The sequence below is a fragment of the Amycolatopsis plumensis genome, from assembly GCF_042652605.1.
Taxonomy (GTDB): Bacteria; Actinomycetota; Actinomycetes; order Mycobacteriales; family Pseudonocardiaceae; genus Amycolatopsis; species Amycolatopsis plumensis.
Map to the genome: position 1 here is coordinate 4,081,073 of NZ_JBHSJY010000001.1, position 15,472 is coordinate 4,096,544.

The 15,472-nt window shown below is 71.4% G+C and carries 19 protein-coding genes; 13 read left to right on the forward strand and 6 right to left on the reverse strand.

Translation table 11 applies throughout. The annotated features are described in order from the left end of the window. Positions 1–3: 3 nt before the first annotated feature. Positions 4–972, reverse strand: coding sequence for a cytochrome d ubiquinol oxidase subunit II (locus tag ACFPLC_RS19805; protein ID WP_378195180.1), 969 nt, complete (start codon positions 970–972; stop codon positions 4–6). 3 nt (positions 973–975) lie between these two features. Continuing rightward, on the reverse strand, positions 976–2,136 hold the full coding sequence (locus ACFPLC_RS19810; protein ID WP_378195183.1) for a cytochrome ubiquinol oxidase subunit I: 1,161 nt from the start codon (positions 2,134–2,136) through the stop codon (positions 976–978). Between the two features lie 60 nt (positions 2,137–2,196). On the opposite strand from ACFPLC_RS19810, the gene ACFPLC_RS19815 reads away from it, so the two are divergent. The 5 genes from ACFPLC_RS19815 to ACFPLC_RS19835 are packed head-to-tail and all read left to right on the forward strand — an operon-like array spanning position 2,197 to position 4,510. Then, a complete protein-coding gene (locus ACFPLC_RS19815; protein WP_091304396.1) occupies positions 2,197–2,514 on the forward strand; it encodes a helix-turn-helix transcriptional regulator in 318 nt (105 codons plus the stop codon). Continuing rightward, entirely contained in the window at positions 2,511–3,179 is a 669-nt protein-coding gene (locus tag ACFPLC_RS19820; RefSeq protein WP_191314141.1) for a permease prefix domain 1-containing protein, read from the forward strand. Before ACFPLC_RS19815 ends, ACFPLC_RS19820 begins: the two co-directional genes overlap by 4 nt. Then, positions 3,176–3,499: a DivIVA domain-containing protein gene (locus ACFPLC_RS19825; RefSeq protein ID WP_191314140.1), complete on the forward strand. Its 324-nt coding sequence runs from the start codon at positions 3,176–3,178 to the stop codon at positions 3,497–3,499. The genes ACFPLC_RS19820 and ACFPLC_RS19825 overlap by 4 nt, the downstream gene beginning before the upstream one ends. Further along, the gene (locus ACFPLC_RS19830) at positions 3,496–3,954 is read left to right on the forward strand and encodes an SRPBCC family protein (protein WP_378195188.1); all 459 of its coding nucleotides are present in this window, start codon (positions 3,496–3,498) and stop codon (positions 3,952–3,954) included. The genes ACFPLC_RS19825 and ACFPLC_RS19830 overlap by 4 nt, the downstream gene beginning before the upstream one ends. After that, positions 3,947–4,510 (forward strand): DNA-3-methyladenine glycosylase I, encoded by a 564-nt coding sequence (locus tag ACFPLC_RS19835; protein WP_378195191.1) that lies wholly within the window; start codon positions 3,947–3,949, stop codon positions 4,508–4,510. Before ACFPLC_RS19830 ends, ACFPLC_RS19835 begins: the two co-directional genes overlap by 8 nt. Positions 4,511–4,566: 56 nt before the next feature. On the opposite strand, the gene ACFPLC_RS19840 is transcribed toward ACFPLC_RS19835, so the two are convergent. Further along, the gene (locus ACFPLC_RS19840; protein WP_378195193.1) at positions 4,567–5,361 is read right to left on the reverse strand and encodes an enoyl-CoA hydratase-related protein; all 795 of its coding nucleotides are present in this window, start codon (positions 5,359–5,361) and stop codon (positions 4,567–4,569) included. A 199-nt stretch (positions 5,362–5,560) separates the two neighbouring features. On the opposite strand from ACFPLC_RS19840, the gene ACFPLC_RS19845 reads away from it, so the two are divergent. Together ACFPLC_RS19845 and ACFPLC_RS19850 are read left to right on the forward strand one after the other, a co-directional pair. Continuing rightward, positions 5,561–5,728 (forward strand): DUF3117 domain-containing protein, encoded by a 168-nt coding sequence (locus tag ACFPLC_RS19845; RefSeq protein ID WP_013222969.1) that lies wholly within the window; start codon positions 5,561–5,563, stop codon positions 5,726–5,728. Between the two features lie 90 nt (positions 5,729–5,818). Continuing rightward, the gene (locus ACFPLC_RS19850; protein ID WP_378195196.1) at positions 5,819–7,270 is read left to right on the forward strand and encodes a leucyl aminopeptidase family protein; all 1,452 of its coding nucleotides are present in this window, start codon (positions 5,819–5,821) and stop codon (positions 7,268–7,270) included. A 397-nt stretch (positions 7,271–7,667) separates the two neighbouring features. On the opposite strand, the gene ACFPLC_RS19855 is transcribed toward ACFPLC_RS19850, so the two are convergent. Then, entirely contained in the window at positions 7,668–8,564 is an 897-nt protein-coding gene (locus ACFPLC_RS19855; protein WP_378195473.1) for a LysR family transcriptional regulator, read from the reverse strand. A gap of 65 nt (positions 8,565–8,629) precedes the next feature. Here ACFPLC_RS19855 and ACFPLC_RS19860 point away from each other — a divergent pair, with 65 nt between their 5' ends. Continuing rightward, positions 8,630–9,808 carry an MFS transporter gene (locus ACFPLC_RS19860; RefSeq protein WP_378195199.1) on the forward strand — a complete coding sequence of 393 codons (1,179 nt, stop codon included), beginning with the start codon at positions 8,630–8,632 and terminating at the stop codon, positions 9,806–9,808. 36 nt (positions 9,809–9,844) lie between these two features. Here the strand turns inward: ACFPLC_RS19860 and ACFPLC_RS19865 are convergent, their stop codons facing one another. After that, positions 9,845–10,489 carry an O-methyltransferase gene (locus tag ACFPLC_RS19865; protein ID WP_191314133.1) on the reverse strand — a complete coding sequence of 215 codons (645 nt, stop codon included), beginning with the start codon at positions 10,487–10,489 and terminating at the stop codon, positions 9,845–9,847. A 190-nt stretch (positions 10,490–10,679) separates the two neighbouring features. On the opposite strand from ACFPLC_RS19865, the gene sigE reads away from it, so the two are divergent. Beyond that, positions 10,680–11,291 (forward strand): RNA polymerase sigma factor SigE, encoded by a 612-nt coding sequence (gene sigE / locus ACFPLC_RS19870; RefSeq protein ID WP_191314132.1) that lies wholly within the window; start codon positions 10,680–10,682, stop codon positions 11,289–11,291. Continuing rightward, the gene (locus tag ACFPLC_RS19875) at positions 11,288–11,941 is read left to right on the forward strand and encodes an anti-sigma factor family protein (RefSeq protein ID WP_378195203.1); all 654 of its coding nucleotides are present in this window, start codon (positions 11,288–11,290) and stop codon (positions 11,939–11,941) included. The genes sigE and ACFPLC_RS19875 overlap by 4 nt, the downstream gene beginning before the upstream one ends. 408 nt (positions 11,942–12,349) lie before the next feature. Here ACFPLC_RS19875 and ACFPLC_RS19880 read toward each other — a convergent pair whose 3' ends face one another. Next, a complete protein-coding gene (locus ACFPLC_RS19880; RefSeq protein WP_378235878.1) occupies positions 12,350–12,499 on the reverse strand; it encodes a hypothetical protein in 150 nt (49 codons plus the stop codon). A gap of 239 nt (positions 12,500–12,738) precedes the next feature. On the opposite strand from ACFPLC_RS19880, the gene ACFPLC_RS19885 reads away from it, so the two are divergent. The 3 genes from ACFPLC_RS19885 to ACFPLC_RS19895 all read left to right on the forward strand — a co-directional run bounded on the left by ACFPLC_RS19885 (position 12,739) and on the right by ACFPLC_RS19895 (position 15,192). After that, positions 12,739–14,256 (forward strand): S1C family serine protease, encoded by a 1,518-nt coding sequence (locus ACFPLC_RS19885; RefSeq protein ID WP_378195206.1) that lies wholly within the window; start codon positions 12,739–12,741, stop codon positions 14,254–14,256. A 77-nt stretch (positions 14,257–14,333) separates the two neighbouring features. Then, complete coding sequence (gene tatB / locus ACFPLC_RS19890) at positions 14,334–14,747, forward strand: Sec-independent protein translocase protein TatB (RefSeq protein WP_191314129.1); 414 nt, start codon at positions 14,334–14,336, stop codon at positions 14,745–14,747. Between the two features lie 109 nt (positions 14,748–14,856). Beyond that, complete coding sequence (locus tag ACFPLC_RS19895) at positions 14,857–15,192, forward strand: GNAT family N-acetyltransferase (RefSeq protein ID WP_378195210.1); 336 nt, start codon at positions 14,857–14,859, stop codon at positions 15,190–15,192. Positions 15,193–15,472 lie beyond the last annotated feature (280 nt).

A 15,472-nucleotide genomic window follows, 5' to 3' on the forward strand; every position in this document is an offset into this window, starting at 1 on the left:
CCCCTAGAAGTGCAGCAGCGAACGCTGGTCGACGGGACGGCGGTGCGCCCGCCAGGTCAGCCACTGCACGACCAGCAGTACCACCAGGGCCGGGGCCGCGAACCAGGCCAGCACCGCGAACGTCTCCGGCGCCGTCGCCGCCTCCGTCACGTCGAGCGGGCCGGCCGGAGTCACCACGACGGTGGGGAACCGCAGGAGGCCGACGAGCAGCGCCGGGCACGCCGACAGCACCATCGACCCGACGAGCGCCACCCGGTGGCGGCCGGTCCGGAGCCCCAGCCACGTGCCGCCCCAAGCCAGGAAGGCCAGCGCCGAGACTCCGGCACCGAAGGCCGTGACGCCGCGCAAAGCGAAGAATCCCCAGCCCGCGGCGATCACCAGGAAAGCCAACGCGGGCGCGGTGAACGCCCGGGCCAGGCGCACCGCCCGGCCGGTCAGCTCGGCCGGCGCGCGCACCGCGAGGAAAGCCGCACCCTGCAGGCAGAACAACGCGACGAACCCGAGTCCCCACAGCGCGGCATACGGGTTGAAGAGCGCGAGCACATTGGCGACCGGCGGCAGCCCGATGACGAGGTTGCCCAGGAACAGGCCCCACGACAACGCCGTCACCAGCGCGCCGCCGACGATGCCCGCCGTCCAGGCGCCGCGGCGCGCGTCCGGGCGGCGGCTGCGCAGCTGCATCGACGCCGTGAACGTCACCAGGCCGAGCAGCAGCGTCACGACCAGGACGTACGCCCCGGCGAACACCTTGCCCTCCAGGTGCGGGAACGCGCCGAACAGCAGCCCGACGGCGGCCACCAGCCACACCTCGTTCGCCAGGAAGAACGGCCCCAGCGCGCCGAGCGTCTGGCGCCGCCGCCGCTCGTCGGCCTCGAACGCGGGCAGCAGCATGCCGACGCCGTAGTCGTAGCCCGCGAGCGCGAAGTAGCCGCAGGTCAGCAGGCCCAGGACGCACCACCAGAAGGTCGTCATCGGTCAGACTCCGCTCAGGACGGGCAGTTCGGCGGGCGCTTCGACCGGCTCCGGGCCGCGCTTGGCGACGCGCGCCATGAGCACCCAGTCGGCCACCGCGAGCGCGGCGAACAGCAGCGTGAAAGCGATGAAGGAGAACAGGATCTGGCCGGCCGGGACGTCCGCGATCGCGTCGGCGGTGCGCAGCTTCCCCCAGACCAGCCACGGCTGACGGCCGAGCTCGCGCACCAGCCAGCCCATGATCGCCGCGACGAACGGAAGCGGGATCGCCGCGACCATCAGGTAGTGCAGGAACCGCGCCTTGGTGAGCCAGTTCCGGATCAGCAGCAGCGCACCCAGCAACGCGCACAGGAACATGACGAACCCGAGCATGATCATCAGGCCCAGCGGCAGCCCGACGCCGGTTTCCTTCAGCTTGTCCGGCTGGTACTTCGCCAGTTCGCCGAACTGCGCGAAACCCTGGTTGACCACGAAGATCGAGCCGACGAGCGCCGCGACGACACCGATCCGCATCGAGCGGCGGAAGAACTCGACCTCGCCGGTGCGCTTGAGGAAGTGCCACGCGCTGACGCCGACGACGAAGAACCCGCCGGTCACCAGGGCGGCGCTGAGCACGTGCGGCAAGGACGCGGCCAGCGCCGGATTGGCGAACAGCGCGCCGAAGTCGTCGAGGCGCAGCCTGCCGTTCTCGACGCGGCTGCCGACCGGGTTCTGCAGGAACGAGTTGGCCAGCATGATGAACAGCGCCGACGCGTACGCGGTCAGCGTGACCAGCCAGAGCAGCGTCAGGTGCAGCCACTTGTTCAGCCGCCCGAAGCCGAAGATCCACAGGCCGAGGAACGTCGACTCGAGGAAGAACGCGACCAGCGTCTCGATGGCCAGCGGTGCGCCGAAGACGTCGCCGGCGAAGGCGGACAGGCCGGTCCAGGTCAGCCCGAACTGGAACTCCATCACGATGCCGGTGACGATGCCGAGCGCGTAGTTGATCACGTACAGGCGGCCCCAGAACCGCGTCATCCGCAGGAGCTCCGGCTTGCCGCCGAGCGTCCAGCGCGTCTGCATCACGGCCACCAGCGTGACCAACCCCAGCGTGAGCAGCACGAACAGGAAGTGCAGCGATGTCGTCGTCGCGAACTGGAGTCTCGCGACCGGGAGTGCGTTCATGTAGCCAGGCTACACATAGCCTGCCTACATGTAGCAAGGCGACGTGTAGACTGCGTACTCATGAAGGCGGACACCCTGCGCGGGCACCTCGACGCGTTGCTGCTGGCCGTGCTCGACGGCCGGAAACTGCACGGCTACGCGATCATCGAGGCGCTCCAGCTGCGCAGCGACGGTGCGCTCGACCTGCCCACCGGCACCGTCTACCCGGCGCTGCGCCGGCTCGAGCGGGCCGGCTGGCTGGCCAGCGAATGGGACGTCGTGTCCGGCCGCAAGCGCCGCACGTACCGGCTCACGCGCTCCGGGGAGCAGGCCCTGGCGGCGGAACGCGCCGAGTGGCGGGAGTTCACCACGGTCATCGGGGGAGTGCTGGGAACGTGATCGACGCCTACCTGGGGGAGCTGGACCGCAGGCTGCACGGCTGCGGGCGGTTCAAGGCCGACTTGCTGGAAGAGGCCCGCGACGGGCTGCACGACGCCGCGGAGGCCTACCGGGCGGGCGGCTGGACCGACGAGGAGGCCGAACGCCGAGCCGTGGCCGACTTCGGCCCGGCGGCGGTCGTCGCCCGCGACTACCAGGCCGAGCTGGGCATGCTCAGCGGCGTCCGCACCTTGTGGAAGCTCGTCATCGGCGTCCCGGCCATGCAAATGCTCTGGGACTACGCGCGCATCCTCACCTTCGGCGAATGGACGAAGCTGTCGACGCCGACCCCCGGGTGGTACAAGGTCGTCGCGCACGTCTCCCACGGCGCGGTGTTCGTCGTGCCGGTGATCGGCGTGCTCGCGCTGCTCGGCATCCGCTGGCTGAGCCGCCGTCTCGACGGCACCGGCCTCGCCCGGTTCTGCGGGGTCCTCATCGCGCTCGCGGTCGGCGTCAACCTCGCATCCGTCGGCCTGCTGATCGCGGCGACCGGCGTCGTCGACGTCTCGAGGCTGTTCCTCAGCGTCCCGTGCGCGCTGCTGATGCTCGCCTGGGTGGCGCTTTCCGTCCGGCTCGTCGTGCTCGCGAGACGTTCCTGGGGTGGGTATGCCACGATCGTCGCGTGACGACCGCGCTGATCTACCTCGTAGTCATGCTGCTGGTGGCCGCCGTGGTGTTCCTGCTCGCCGCGGTGGTGTTCGGCCGGGGTGAGGAGCTCGCCCCGCTGCCGCCGGGCAGCTCGCCCACGCGGCTGCCCGCCGAGGACATCACCGGCGAGGACCTGGCCGACGTCCGCTTCCAGCTGGTGTTCCGCGGCTACAAGATGTCCGAAGTGGACTGGGTGGTGCGGCGGCTCGGTGTCGAGATCGACGAGCTGCGCGCCCGCGTCGCCGAATTGGAGCAGCGCGAACGCGAGCGGGAGAGCTCGCCAGAGGCTTCCCCGTGACGGATCTGATCCTCTCGGTCGACGTCCGCGCCCCGGCGGGGACGACCTGGCTGGCGCTGACGGACTGGGCGCGCCAGGGCGAGTGGATGCTCGGCACCGAGGTCGAGGTGGTCGAGGGCAACGGCCGCAGCGTCGGTTCGCGGCTGTCGGCGTTCACCGGCGTGGCCGGCCTCGGCTTCACCGACACGATGGAGATCACCAGCTGGGAGCCGCCGGTGCGGTGCGGGGTCCGGCACCTCGGCAGCTTCGTCCAGGGCACCGGCGTGTTCCAGGTCGTCCCGAAGGGCGCGGCGCGGTCGACGTTCGTCTGGGCCGAGCACCTGCGGCTGCCGTTCGGGCCGGTGGGGCGGCTCGGCTGGCCGGTCGTGCGGCCGGCGTTCGCGCTGGGGGTGCGCCTGTCGCTGCGGCGGTTCGCGCGGTTCGCGGAGAACTATTCGGTGGGTGGGGATGAGTGAGCTGATCGGCGCCGACGGCGTCGCCCGGTGCAGCTGGGGCAATTCGACCCCGGACTACGCCGCGTACCACGACGAGGAGTGGGGCACGCCGCTGCACGGGCAGGACGAGCTGTACGAGCGGCTGTGCCTGGAGTCGTTCCAGTCGGGCCTGTCGTGGATCACGATCCTGCGCAAGCGCGAGGGCTTCCGGAAGGCGTTCAAGCAGTTCAAGCCGGCGAAGGTGGCGAAGTTCGGGGACGCCGACGTCGAGCGGCTGATGCAGGACGCGTCGATCGTGCGGAACCGCGCGAAGATCCTGGCCGCGATCAAGAACGCGCAAGCGATCGCGGCCTTGGACACGCCGCTGGACGACCTCCTGTGGTCGTTCGCGCCCGCTTCGCACCCGCGCCCGGCGACCATGGCGGACGTCCCGGCCATCACCGACGAGTCCAAGGCGATGGCCAAGGAGCTGAAGAAGCGCGGCTTCGTCTTCCTCGGCCCGACGACCTGCTACGCCCTGATGCAGGCCACCGGCATGGTCGACGACCACGTCCAGGGCTGCTTCCGCGCCTCGTGAGTGTTTAGGCGGGTTAGAACCCGCCTAAACACTCACGACCAGCTGCGGCAGACCGCTTACTTGCCCTGGAAGGACGGCTTGCGCTTGCCGACGAAGGCCTCGACGGCCTCGGTGTGGTCGGCCGTCGCGCCCAGCGCCGTCTGGGCGGCGTCTTCGGCGTCGAGGGCTTCCTCGAACGTCGACTGCGCGGCCAGGTTGAGCACGCCCTTGATCTTCGCGTAGGCGACGGTCGGGCCGGCCGCCAGCTTCGCCGCGACCTTCTGGGCGCGGGCGGCGAGCTCGTCGTCCGGCACGACCTCGCCGACCAGGCCGAGCCGCAGCGCCTCGGCCGCGTCGACGGTGCGGGCCAGCAGCATCAGCTCGGCAGCGCGGCCGTAACCGACCAGCCGCTGCAGCGTCCAGGACGCGCCCGAGTCCGGGCCCAGCCCGACGTTGGCGAACGCCATCAGGAACGACGACGACTCGGCGGCGATCCGCAGGTCACTGGCGTAGGCGAAGGCGGCCCCGGCGCCGGCGGCGGTGCCGTTGACCGCCGCGATCACCGGCTTCGGCATGGCCACGATCGCCTTGACGATCGGGTTGTAATGCTCTTTCACGGTGTGTAGCGGGGCGGGGTCACCCGCTTGCAGCAGCCCCACGTGTTCCTTCAGGTCCTGCCCGGCGCAGAACGCCTTGCCCGAACCGGTGAGGACGACCGCGCGGACTCCCTCGTCGTCCGCCGCCTCGCGCAGCGCCGCGAGCAGTGCTTCCTTCAGCTCCACGGTCAGCGAGTTGTACGCCTGCGGCCGGTTGAGGGTGAGGGTGCGCACCCCGTCGGCATCGGCGGTCAACAGGACGTCGGATGTGGTCACGTCTTCTCCTTGCGCGGAAAACTTCGGTCGGCCGAGAGTCTTTCACCTCGCGCGGGCCGCATACCAGCACCGATACGGCGGCAAAAGATCCCCTCCGCTGATGCGCCCGGCCGCTGATGAGGGACAATGGACAGCAGACCCGGCTGGCTTTCACGCGAGCGCGACCCGGGCGCGCCGGTTGAGACGGAGGGAGCACGCTATGGCGGCCATGAAGCCCCGGACCGGAGATGGTCCCCTCGAAGTGACTAAGGAGGGGCGGGGCCTCGTGATGCGCGTACCGCTCGAGGGTGGTGGGCGACTCGTCGTCGAACTCTCCGCGGAAGAAGCGAAGGACCTCGGCGCCGCACTGGCGGAGGTCACCGGCTGAGCCTGCCTTCCCGATCCGTCCTTCCGTCGCACCCCGGTCTCCCTTCGGAGGCCGGGGTCGCGGTTCCTCTGCGCCCGAAGGTTGCTCACTGTGCGTAATCCGCTACCGCCCGTTCCGGCTACGCTGCTCGACCTCGAGGTCGCGGGACAGCTCCGCCGCGGCGTCCCGACGGCCCGGCTGGTGGCCGCGCCCGACAACGATGACGTCGAGCCCTTGGAGATCGAGGGCGTCCGGATCACCGGCAAGGCAGGCGACGTCCAGACGGTGCCGGGCGACGGACCGCGCTGGGTCGCGGGCCTCGGCGGCGGTGAGCCGAAGGAGTACCGCAAGACCGGCGCGGCGCTGGTCCGCGCGGTGAACGCGGCGCTGGCCGAGGACGTCGAACACGGCGGCAAGGCGTTCCGCGCGGTGCAGCTGGAGCTGCCCGAAGAGGCCTCGGGGGAGCACGTCACCGAGCTGGCGCTGGGCCTCCTGCTGGGCGGCTACCGGTACAAGGTGACCGGTGCGGACCCTTCGCCGTCCGTGCGGACGGTCCGGCTGGTGGGCGACGACCCCGCGCTGCCGTCGCTGGTCGAGCGCGCTTCGGCACTGGCGGCGGCGACGGCGCTCACGCGTGACCTGGCGAACACGCCGTCGAACGTGAAGACACCCGCTTGGCTGGCGGAGACGGCGGCGCGCGTCGCCGGCCCGCGCGTCGAGGTGACGGTGCGGGACGAGAAGTGGCTCGCGGCGGAGGGCTTCGGCGGTGTCCTGGCGGTCGGCGGCGGTTCCGCGCGCCCGCCGCGGCTGATCGAGATGGCGTACAAGCCGTCGGGGGCGTCGTCGCACCTGCTCCTGGTCGGCAAGGGCATCACGTTCGACACGGGCGGCCTGTCGATCAAGCCGGCCGACGGGATGCACCTGATGCGCACGGACATGGCGGGCGGCGCGGCGGTGATCGCGGCGATCCGCGGCATCGCGGCACTGGGCCTGCCGGTGCGGGTGACGGCGCTGGTCCCGTGCGCGGAGAACCACGTGTCGGGCTCGTCGTACCGCCCGGGCGACATCGTCCGCCACTACGGCGGCAAGACGACCGAGGTGGGCAACACGGACGCGGAGGGCCGGATGGTCCTGGCGGACGCGCTGGTCTACGGGATCAAGCGGTTCACGCCGGACTTCGTGGTCGACGCCGCGACGTTGACGGGCGCAATGAAGGTCTCGCTGGGCCTGCGCACGGGCGGGTTGTTCGCCTCGGACTCGGCGCTGGCGGCAGCGGTGATTTCGGCGGGCGAGCGCGTGGGCGAAGCGTGGTGGCGCATGCCGCTGGTGGAGGACTACGCGGAGAACGTCCGCGGCGAGTTCGGCGACGTCCGCCAGACCCCGGGCGGCCCGGGCGGCATCACGGCGGCGCTGTTCCTGCGGGAGTTCACGTCGGGGTTGCCGTGGGCGCACCTGGACATCGCGGGGCCGGCGCGGTCGGAGAAGAACTACGACGAAGTGGTCCCGGGAGCGACGGGGTTCGCGGCGCGGACGCTGGTGGAGCTGGCGGCTTCGCTGGCTTGAGTCCGGGGTTGTCCACAGTGCGGCTGAGCTGTAGACAAGTCGCTGGTCAGGGCGGTTTTGTCGGTGGGGGCCGGTAGACTGGAACTGGGGACGCCCCCCGTGGAGGGCGGGGGAGTTTCCGGGGCTGCGCGGCGGCCTCACCTGGCCCGCAAGGCCGGCTGATAGCCGAACCTGCACCCCGCCCAGACCTCCCCCACCGCCCCGATCCGAAGCCGTAGTCACAATCGCGGCTTCGGGGTGGTGGGCACCCGCTGTCAGGCAGCCAAAGCGACCCGGCTCGCCGCCCGAGGCGACCTGACATCACCCCAGTCGTACCTTCGGAAGGAGCCCGACCGGCAGACCCCCGGGTTTCCACTACGGAACACCGCAACAGCGACCGAATTTGCTGGCAGAGCCGTCAGCTCTTGGCGGTCGCCAACACGTGGTCCCGGAACCCCGTCACCGCCGGCGTCATCGGTTCCTCCGCCCGCCACACCAGCCCGATCGTCCGGAACGGCGGCGGCGACAGCGGCACCTCTGCCACCCCGGCCGGCGTGCCCGGCCCGAACCGCGGCAGCAGCGCCACCCCCAGCCCCGCCGCCACCAGCCCGCGCACGGTGTCGGACTCCTGGCCCTCGAAGGCGATCCGCGGCGTGAAGCCCGCCGCCGCGCAGAGCTCGTCCGTCAGCGTCCGGACGCCGTAGCCCTGCTCGAGCAGCACGAACTCCTCGTCCGCCAGTTCCGCCACCCGCACTTCGCGGCGCCCCGCCAGCCGGTGGCCCGCCGGGACCGACAGCAGGATCTCCTCGTCCACCAGCCCCGCGCAGGCCAGCGCCGGGACGTCGGGCAGTGGCGCCACCAGCGCCAGGTCCAGCTCACCGGCCGCCAGCCGGTCGACCATGTCCTGCCGTGAGCCCTGCACCAGCGTGAACCGCACACCGGGGTAGCGCGCCCGGTACCCGCGCAGCAGCGAAGGCACCAGCGACCGTCCGAGCAGGTGCAGGAACCCCAGCACGACGTGCCCCGACTCCGGCGACACCTCCTCGCGCGCCAGCCGGACGCCCGTGTCGAGCGCCGCCAGCCCGCGTTCCGCTGCCTCGGCGAGGAGTTCCGCCGCGCGCGTCAGCCGGATGCCGCGGCCGGCCGGGACGGTCAGCGGCGCACCCAGCGCGTCCGCCAGCGCCGCGAGACGGCGGCTGACGGTCGGCTGCGGGACGCCCAGCAGTTCGGCCGCGCGTGTGACGTTCCTCGTCTCCCGGAGCGCGGCGAGCAACGGCAGGTGCGGCGCGACCTGCGCGGACAGCGAATCATGCATCACTGGATCAATTCTGCCACCCAAGTGCATTAGACGTATTGATTAGGGCTGCTTACTTTCAGGACGTGACCTCCACCCGCCGAGTCAAGACGGCCGTCGCCGCAGCCGGGATTTCCTCGTTCGCGCTGCTCTACGCGCCGCAGCCGGTGCTCCCGCAGCTGGCGGCGCAGTACCACCTCGATCCCGGCGGCGCGGCGCTCGCGGTCAGCGTCGCGACCGGCGCGCTCGCCATCGCGGTCCTCCCGATCGCGGCGCTGTCCGAAGTGGTCGGCCGCCGTCCGGTGATCCTGACGTCGGTCGTCGCGTCGGTCGTGCTCGGCCTGCTCCTGCCGCTGATGCCGACGTACCCGGCGCTGCTCGTCCTGCGCGCGCTGCAGGGCGTCGCGATCGCCGGGTTCCCGGGGGTGGCGGCCGCCTACCTGGCCGAACGCCTCGGCCGGGCGGGCGTCGCGGCGGCGGTCGGCGCGATGATCGCGGGCAACACGGTCGGCGGCATGCTCGGCAGGTTGGCCAGCGGCTTCACGGCAGGCCCCCTCGGCTGGCGCGGCGCGCTGCTGGTCGTCGCGGGCGTGGGGGCGGTGTGCTCGGCGATCACGGTCGTGACGCTGCCACCGGGCGTGCGCCCTGGCCGCGTCGGGGGCGTCGGACGCGGGCTGCTCACGGCGCTGAGCAAGCCCGTCCTGCTGGCGCAGTACGCGGTGGCGCTGCTGGCGATGGGCTCGTTCGTCGCCCTCTACAACGCGGCGGGCTTCCGGCTGACCGGTTCGCCGTTGAACCTGTCACCGGCGGTGGCATCCCTGGTCTTCTTGGCTTACGCGACGGGCTCGGTGTCGTCCGCGGCGGCGGGGCGGCTCGTGGCGCGGGTGGGCCGCCGCCGGGCGTTGATCGGGGCGCTGCTGCTGACGGCGACGGGCGCGGCGCTGACACTGCCGGACTCGTTACCGCTGGTGATCACCGGGTTTTTGGTGCTGACCTGCGCGTTCTTTGCGGCACACGCGGTGGCGAACGGCTGGGCGGCGGCCGACGCGCCGGAGACCGCCCGCGGCCAGGTGGGCGGGATGTACACGGCGACGTACTACCTGGGCAGCAGCGTCGGCGGGGCTGCTGGGGCTTGGGTGTACGGGCATGCGGGCTGGTCGTGGCTGATCGCGGTGGTGGCGGTGTGGCTGCTGCTGGCGGTGGTTGCGGTGAGGGTGGGGACTCGGGTTCGGGGTGAGCGGCTGGAGCTGGTGAAGGCCGGGTGAGCCGCCGGGGGGCGTGGTGGTCCTGCCCGGCCTCGGTCAGGTAGCGGCCCCGACCAGCAGGCCGCCACCCACTGGCAGGAGCGCCGGGACCAGGCGTTCGTCCTCACGGAATGCCCGCGCCACCTCGCGCAGGGCCATCGTCTCGGGATCCCGGTGGGCCGGGTCGATCACCCGGCCGCCGGCCAGCACGTTGTGGAACGCGATGATCCCGCCGCGCCGCAGCAGCGACACGCCCAGCTCGTAGCACCCCGGGTACTCGATGTGCGCGGAATCGACGAACACCAGGTCGTAGCCACCCGGCGTGAGGCGCTGCAGCACGTCCAGCGCGCGGCCGATGATCAGCCGCGTGCGGCCCGGCGCGAAGCCGGCTTCGCGGAACGTCGCCCGCGCCGCTCGCTGGTACTCCGGCTCCACGTCGATCGAGGTCAGGACGCCGTCGGGGGCCATGCCGCGCAGGAGGCTGAGCCCGCTCACCCCCGCGCCGGTGCCGACCTCGACGACGGCCTTCGCGCACAGCGTCGCGGCCAGGAAACGCAGCGTCGCGCCCGCACCCGCGCTGAGCGGGGTGCAGCCCAGGTCCTCGGCCCGTGCCCGCGCCGAAGACAGCACCTCGTCGTCGGGCAGGTACCCGTCGACGAACCCGGAATCGGCCGGTGCGGCCGCAGGGGTGGGCGTGTTCACGCACGGAGGTTAGCGTTGGTTGTCGATAAATCCGCGCAGGCTCCCTGGTAAGCACCCGGGAAGAAGTTCTCAGCCTGCTCTCAGTCCAGTCTCACTAGAACCATAAGGAGTCCGGAGAGACTGAAATCCGAACACACGGGAACACCGTGACGAGGACCCGCGTTGGGTGGAGCAGACAGGAGAAACGCTGATGGAGGTGCCTGCTCCCGCGATGCAGAACGCCGTTGCCGACGCCGGGGCCCAGCCCGTGACCCTGGACGAAGCGGCCTGGACGCCGCCGTCCTGGGACGAGGTCGTCCGTGAACACGGCGACCGGGTCTACCGGCTCGCCTACCGCCTGACCGGCAACACCCACGACGCCGAGGACCTCACGCAGGAGACCTTCATCCGGGTGTTCCGCTCGCTGGCGTCCTACAAGCCCGGCACGTTCGAGGGCTGGCTGCACCGGATCACCACCAACCTCTTCCTGGACATGGCCCGCCGCCGCTCGCGCGTGCGGATGGAAGGCCTCCCCGAGGACACCGACCGCATCGTGGGCGACGACCCGAGCCCCGAGCAGGTCTACTCGGATACCCACCTGGACCCGGACCTGCAGGCGGCGCTCGACGAGCTGCCCCCGGAGTTCCGCGCCGCCGTGGTGCTGTGCGACGTCGAAGGGCTGTCGTACGAGGAGATCGGCGCCACGCTGGGTGTCAAGCTGGGCACTGTCCGCAGCCGCATCCACCGTGGGCGTCAAGCGCTGCGCGCGTCGCTGGAGCGTCGTCGCGCTCACGCACCGCAGTCTGCGAAGGTGACGGTATGACCGCACCGCGAGGCTGGGCACTCCCCGAGTCGCACCTGCTGCCGGACGTCGTGGTGGCGTTCGTCGACGGCGAGCTGTCCCACGGCGCCCGCGACCGGGCGGCGTCGCACATCACCCGCTGCACCGCGTGCGCGGCCGAGGTGCGCGCGCAGCGTCAGACGGTCGAGGCGATCCGCCGCGCGGGGGCGCCGTCGATGTCGGCCGGGTTCCTGGCGAGCCTGCAGTCGATCCCGCAGCACACGGAGCTGCCGAGCACGCCGGACAACCTGGCGATCACCGCGGACGGCCAGCTGGTCGCGGTCCAGCGCCCCGACCGGGTCGCGGGTCTGCGTGATTCGGGGGTGCTGGGTGGTGTGGCGCCGTTGGGATCATCGGCCCCGCTGGGCCAGTCCCCGAACGTCCTCGGCGGCGGCCGGTTCAAGCGCCGCGCCGCGCAGGGGGCGGGCGTGGTGGTGTCGGGTCTGGTGCTGAGCGCACTGGCCCTGGTGGGCACGTCGGCGGACGGAGACGGCGCACCTGAGACGGGCGGCGGAGCGCCGCAGCCGGCGAACCTCCTGCCGGCCCAGATGGCGGTGCCCCAGCAACCGGTGGCCCCGGCCTCGACACCGGTGAGCACGACCCCGGTGGCGGTTCCGGCGGGCATCCGCTGAGTGGACTTTGAAGGCCGCTGCGAATCTGTTCGCGGCGGCCTTCGGTGTGTGCTGGGTCGGGTGAGTTCGACGGGAACACCGGGCTCTCCATGAATGACTCATTCATGGCATCCGACGCCATGAATGAGTCATTACTAGCCAGGCCCACACCCACCCCAGACCGGTTTGTCCGATTCGACGGCGCTTCGTGTCGTGCCATGACCACGGCTGCATCCGCCCATGAGCAGCGACGCCGCCGGAAACTCTCCGAGCCCGCTACGCCCGCCTCGTCGGCGTGAACGAAAGCTCACGGCTTGACTTGCACCCCCATCCAGACCTGCCCACCGCCCCGATCCGAAGCCAACACACGGCCGGTAGTGCCGGGTCAAGGCACGCTTTCCCGCCTTGACCCGGTGCTGCCGGTCGTAGTCACAATTGCGGCTTCGGGGTGGTGGGCACCGAGCTGCCAGTCGGCGAGGACGCCCCGGCTCGCCGGCCGAGGGAATCTGGCAGCACCCAGGTCAGCCGCACCTTCGGACCGAGCCCGGCCGGCAGACCCTCGCTTCCACCACCCAGCACCGCGACAGCGACCGACTTTGCGCAGCCCCCGCCCTCTCCGGGGGCGTCCCCAAGTCCAGTCTATCGGCGGTGGCCGACAAAACCGCCGTTCAAGGCGCCGCAGGGCCGTCTTGTCCACACCTGCCCCACCTTGTGGACAAGCGGCTCAAGAAACAGCCACTTCACCCGTGGACCGGCAGACTCGGAGCACCGGGCTTGGGTATCGTCACGCCCAGCCACCTGATCTTCTGCACCGGGGAATGATGACCGAGCCGAACGTGAATCCCGAGCAGCCCGACGCGCGCGAAGCCGACCGGCTGGGCCCGCGGCCGCTCGCGCGGCCGGCCGTCGATCCGGCGCAGGCCGCCGTGTTCGGCAGGCCGCAGGGGGTCGATGGGGCGTTCGACAAGCTCTACTCGCCGCAGAAGACCAACGGCGTCAACCTCGCCCCGCCCGCGCCCGAGTCGCTCGCCGAGGCGTTCCGGCGGCCGCCCGGGGCCGAAGGGGTGCTGCTTGAACGGCCTCGGGAAGCCACCGGTGACGCGCCGGAGGTCGAACCGCCCCTGTGGACCGGCACCCGTGACCCGTGGCGTGATCCCGGGGCCGCCGCGGTGCTCGCCGGGCCCGCCGTGCCCGCCGAAGACGAAGAAAAGCCCGCCAAACGGCCGCCCGGCGCGCTGCTCAGCCTGCCCGAGGTGCTCTTCGGACGCCGCGTGCAGCCGAAGGCGCTCGTCCTGCTCGGCGTCGTCGCGCTGCTCGTCGGCGCCGCCGGCGGCTTCGTCGGCTGGTGGGTCGGCGACACCGGTAACGAGCTCACCGGCTCCGCCACCATCGCCGAAGCCGAGGCCGGCAAGGAACGCCCCGCCGGGTCCGTCGCCGAAATCGCCAAGCGCGTCGCACCCGCCGTCGTTTCGCTCGAGGTGTTCAAGCCCGGCGCCGAATCCGGCGAGCAGGGCTCCGGCGTCATGATCGATCCGCAGGGCTACATCCTCACCAACGAACACGTCATCGCCTCCGCCGCCGCGGACCCGGGCGTCAAGATCACCTCCGTCTTCATCGACGGCACCCGCACCGAGGCCAAGCTCGTCGGCGCCGACCAGAAGACCGACCTCGCCGTCGTGAAGATCAACGTCACCAACCCGACCGTGCTGCAGGTGGGCAAGTCGGCGGACCTGCAGGTCGGCGACACCGTCATGGCGATCGGCTCGCCGCTGGCGCTGCAGAACTCGGTGACCGCCGGCATCGTCAGCGCGCTGAACCGGCCGATCACCGCGGGCGGCGACAACGGCGCCCCGCCGGTCACCTACGAGGCCATCCAGACCGACGCCGCGATCAACCACGGCAACTCGGGCGGCGCGCTCGTCGACTCCACCGGCGCGCTGGTCGGGATCAACTCGTCGATCCGGTCGGCGGGCGCGGACGGCGGCAGCATCGGCATCGGCTTCGCCATCCCGAGCGACTACGCGATCAAGATCGCCAAGGCGCTGATCAAGGACGGCAAGGTCCAGCACGCCGACATCGGCATCAACGCGTCGTCGACGGTCGCCGGCTCGTCCACGATGGGTGCCCAGGTGAAGAACGTCGCGCCCGGCGGCCCGGCCGCGAACGCGGGCATCAAGGAGGGCGACGTGATCACGAAGATCGGCAACCGGCTCGTCCGCGACTCCGCGGAACTGACGGTCGCGGTCCGCGCGCACGACGTCGGCGAAGTGGTCCCGGTGTCGCTGGCCCGCGACGGCGCGAGCTTCGTCGTGGACGTAACCCTGGCTTCCGACTGAGTTCCCGCTTTCGGCCTGCCGGAGCGCGGCGGGGGGCGGGTACCCTGGGCGGGTAGGTTCCGAGTGGAGGTAGACGGGTGTTCGACAGTGTCGGATGGGGGGAGATCCTCGTCCTCATCATCGCCGGTCTGTTCATCCTCGGCCCGGAACGGCTGCCCGAGGCGGCGTCCTGGCTCGCGAAGAGCGTGAAGAAGGTCCGCGACTTCGCGACCGGCGCGCGTGAACAGCTCCGCGAGGAGATGGGCCCCGAGTTCGACCAGCTGCGCAAGCCGCTGGAAGACCTCCGCGGACTGCGGAACTTCGACCCGAAGCGCGTGGTGACGCAGCACCTGTTCGACGGTGACGCCGACCCGCTCGGCCTGAAGGGCATCACGAACGGCAGCAGCACGCCGTCGAACGGGACCAACGGCTACCTGGCCGGCCAGACCCAGTCCGCGCCGGAGCCGCTCAAGCCGGGCGAGCGCCCGCCGATCGACCCGGACGCGACATAGTCGACATCGGGTTTCTCACCGAGTCCGACCGCGCCCGCTGGGAGGAACTGGCCCGCGGCAAGGACGCGTACTTCGCGGTCGAGCGCCCCGACGACGCGTACGAGCGGACGTGCGGCGCCTCCTCGACGACGACCGGATCCGCGGAATCGCCGCCCGGCTGGACGGCCGCATGATCGGCACGGCGCACTATCTGTTCCACGCGAGCATCTGGTACGCGGGAAAGTGCTACCTCGCGGACCTGTTCGTGGACGGCGAAGTCCGGCGGCAGGGCGTGGCGACGGCGATGATCGAATGGGTGGCGCGCGACGCGGAGGAGCAGGGATTTCCCAGCCTGTACTGGAACACGCTGGAGAACGCCCCGGCCCGCGCGCTGTACGACAAGGTGGGCAAGTTCCACGAGGGCTTCATCCACTACAGCTACCGCCGATCCACAACGCGGCGGTGATGTGGACAGCTGCCCGGGGGAGCGGCTTTCCGGCGGGTTTTGTCACCCGCCGCCGATAGACTGGACTTGGGGACGCCCCCCTGGGAGGGCGGGGGAGTTTTTCCGGGCCGCTGGCTGTGTTCCCCGCAGGTGCCCCACTCGGCGTGGACGGGACGTTGACGCCCAACCCGCACCCCACCCAGACCCCTCCCTGCACCCCGATACGAAGCCAGAACACAGTCGGCAGTGCCGGGTCAAGGCACGCTTTCCCGCCTTGACGCGGTGCTGCCGGCCGTAGTCA

What these genes read in the sequence shown, in the direction of transcription:
- ACFPLC_RS19885 (WP_378195206.1), top strand. Translation starts at nt 12,739, where the DNA reads ATGATGACCGAGCCGAACGTGAATCCCGAGCAGCCCGACGCGCGCGAA.
- ACFPLC_RS19810 (WP_378195183.1), bottom strand. Translation starts at nt 2,136, where the DNA reads ATGAACGCACTCCCGGTCGCGAGACTCCAGTTCGCGACGACGACATCG.
- sigE (WP_191314132.1), top strand. Translation starts at nt 10,680, where the DNA reads ATGGAGGTGCCTGCTCCCGCGATGCAGAACGCCGTTGCCGACGCCGGG.
- ACFPLC_RS19845 (WP_013222969.1), top strand. Translation starts at nt 5,561, where the DNA reads ATGGCGGCCATGAAGCCCCGGACCGGAGATGGTCCCCTCGAAGTGACT.
- ACFPLC_RS19805 (WP_378195180.1), bottom strand. Translation starts at nt 972, where the DNA reads ATGACGACCTTCTGGTGGTGCGTCCTGGGCCTGCTGACCTGCGGCTAC.
- ACFPLC_RS19875 (WP_378195203.1), top strand. Translation starts at nt 11,288, where the DNA reads ATGACCGCACCGCGAGGCTGGGCACTCCCCGAGTCGCACCTGCTGCCG.
- ACFPLC_RS19815 (WP_091304396.1), top strand. Translation starts at nt 2,197, where the DNA reads ATGAAGGCGGACACCCTGCGCGGGCACCTCGACGCGTTGCTGCTGGCC.
- ACFPLC_RS19835 (WP_378195191.1), top strand. Translation starts at nt 3,947, where the DNA reads ATGAGTGAGCTGATCGGCGCCGACGGCGTCGCCCGGTGCAGCTGGGGC.
- ACFPLC_RS19855 (WP_378195473.1), bottom strand. Translation starts at nt 8,564, where the DNA reads ATGCATGATTCGCTGTCCGCGCAGGTCGCGCCGCACCTGCCGTTGCTC.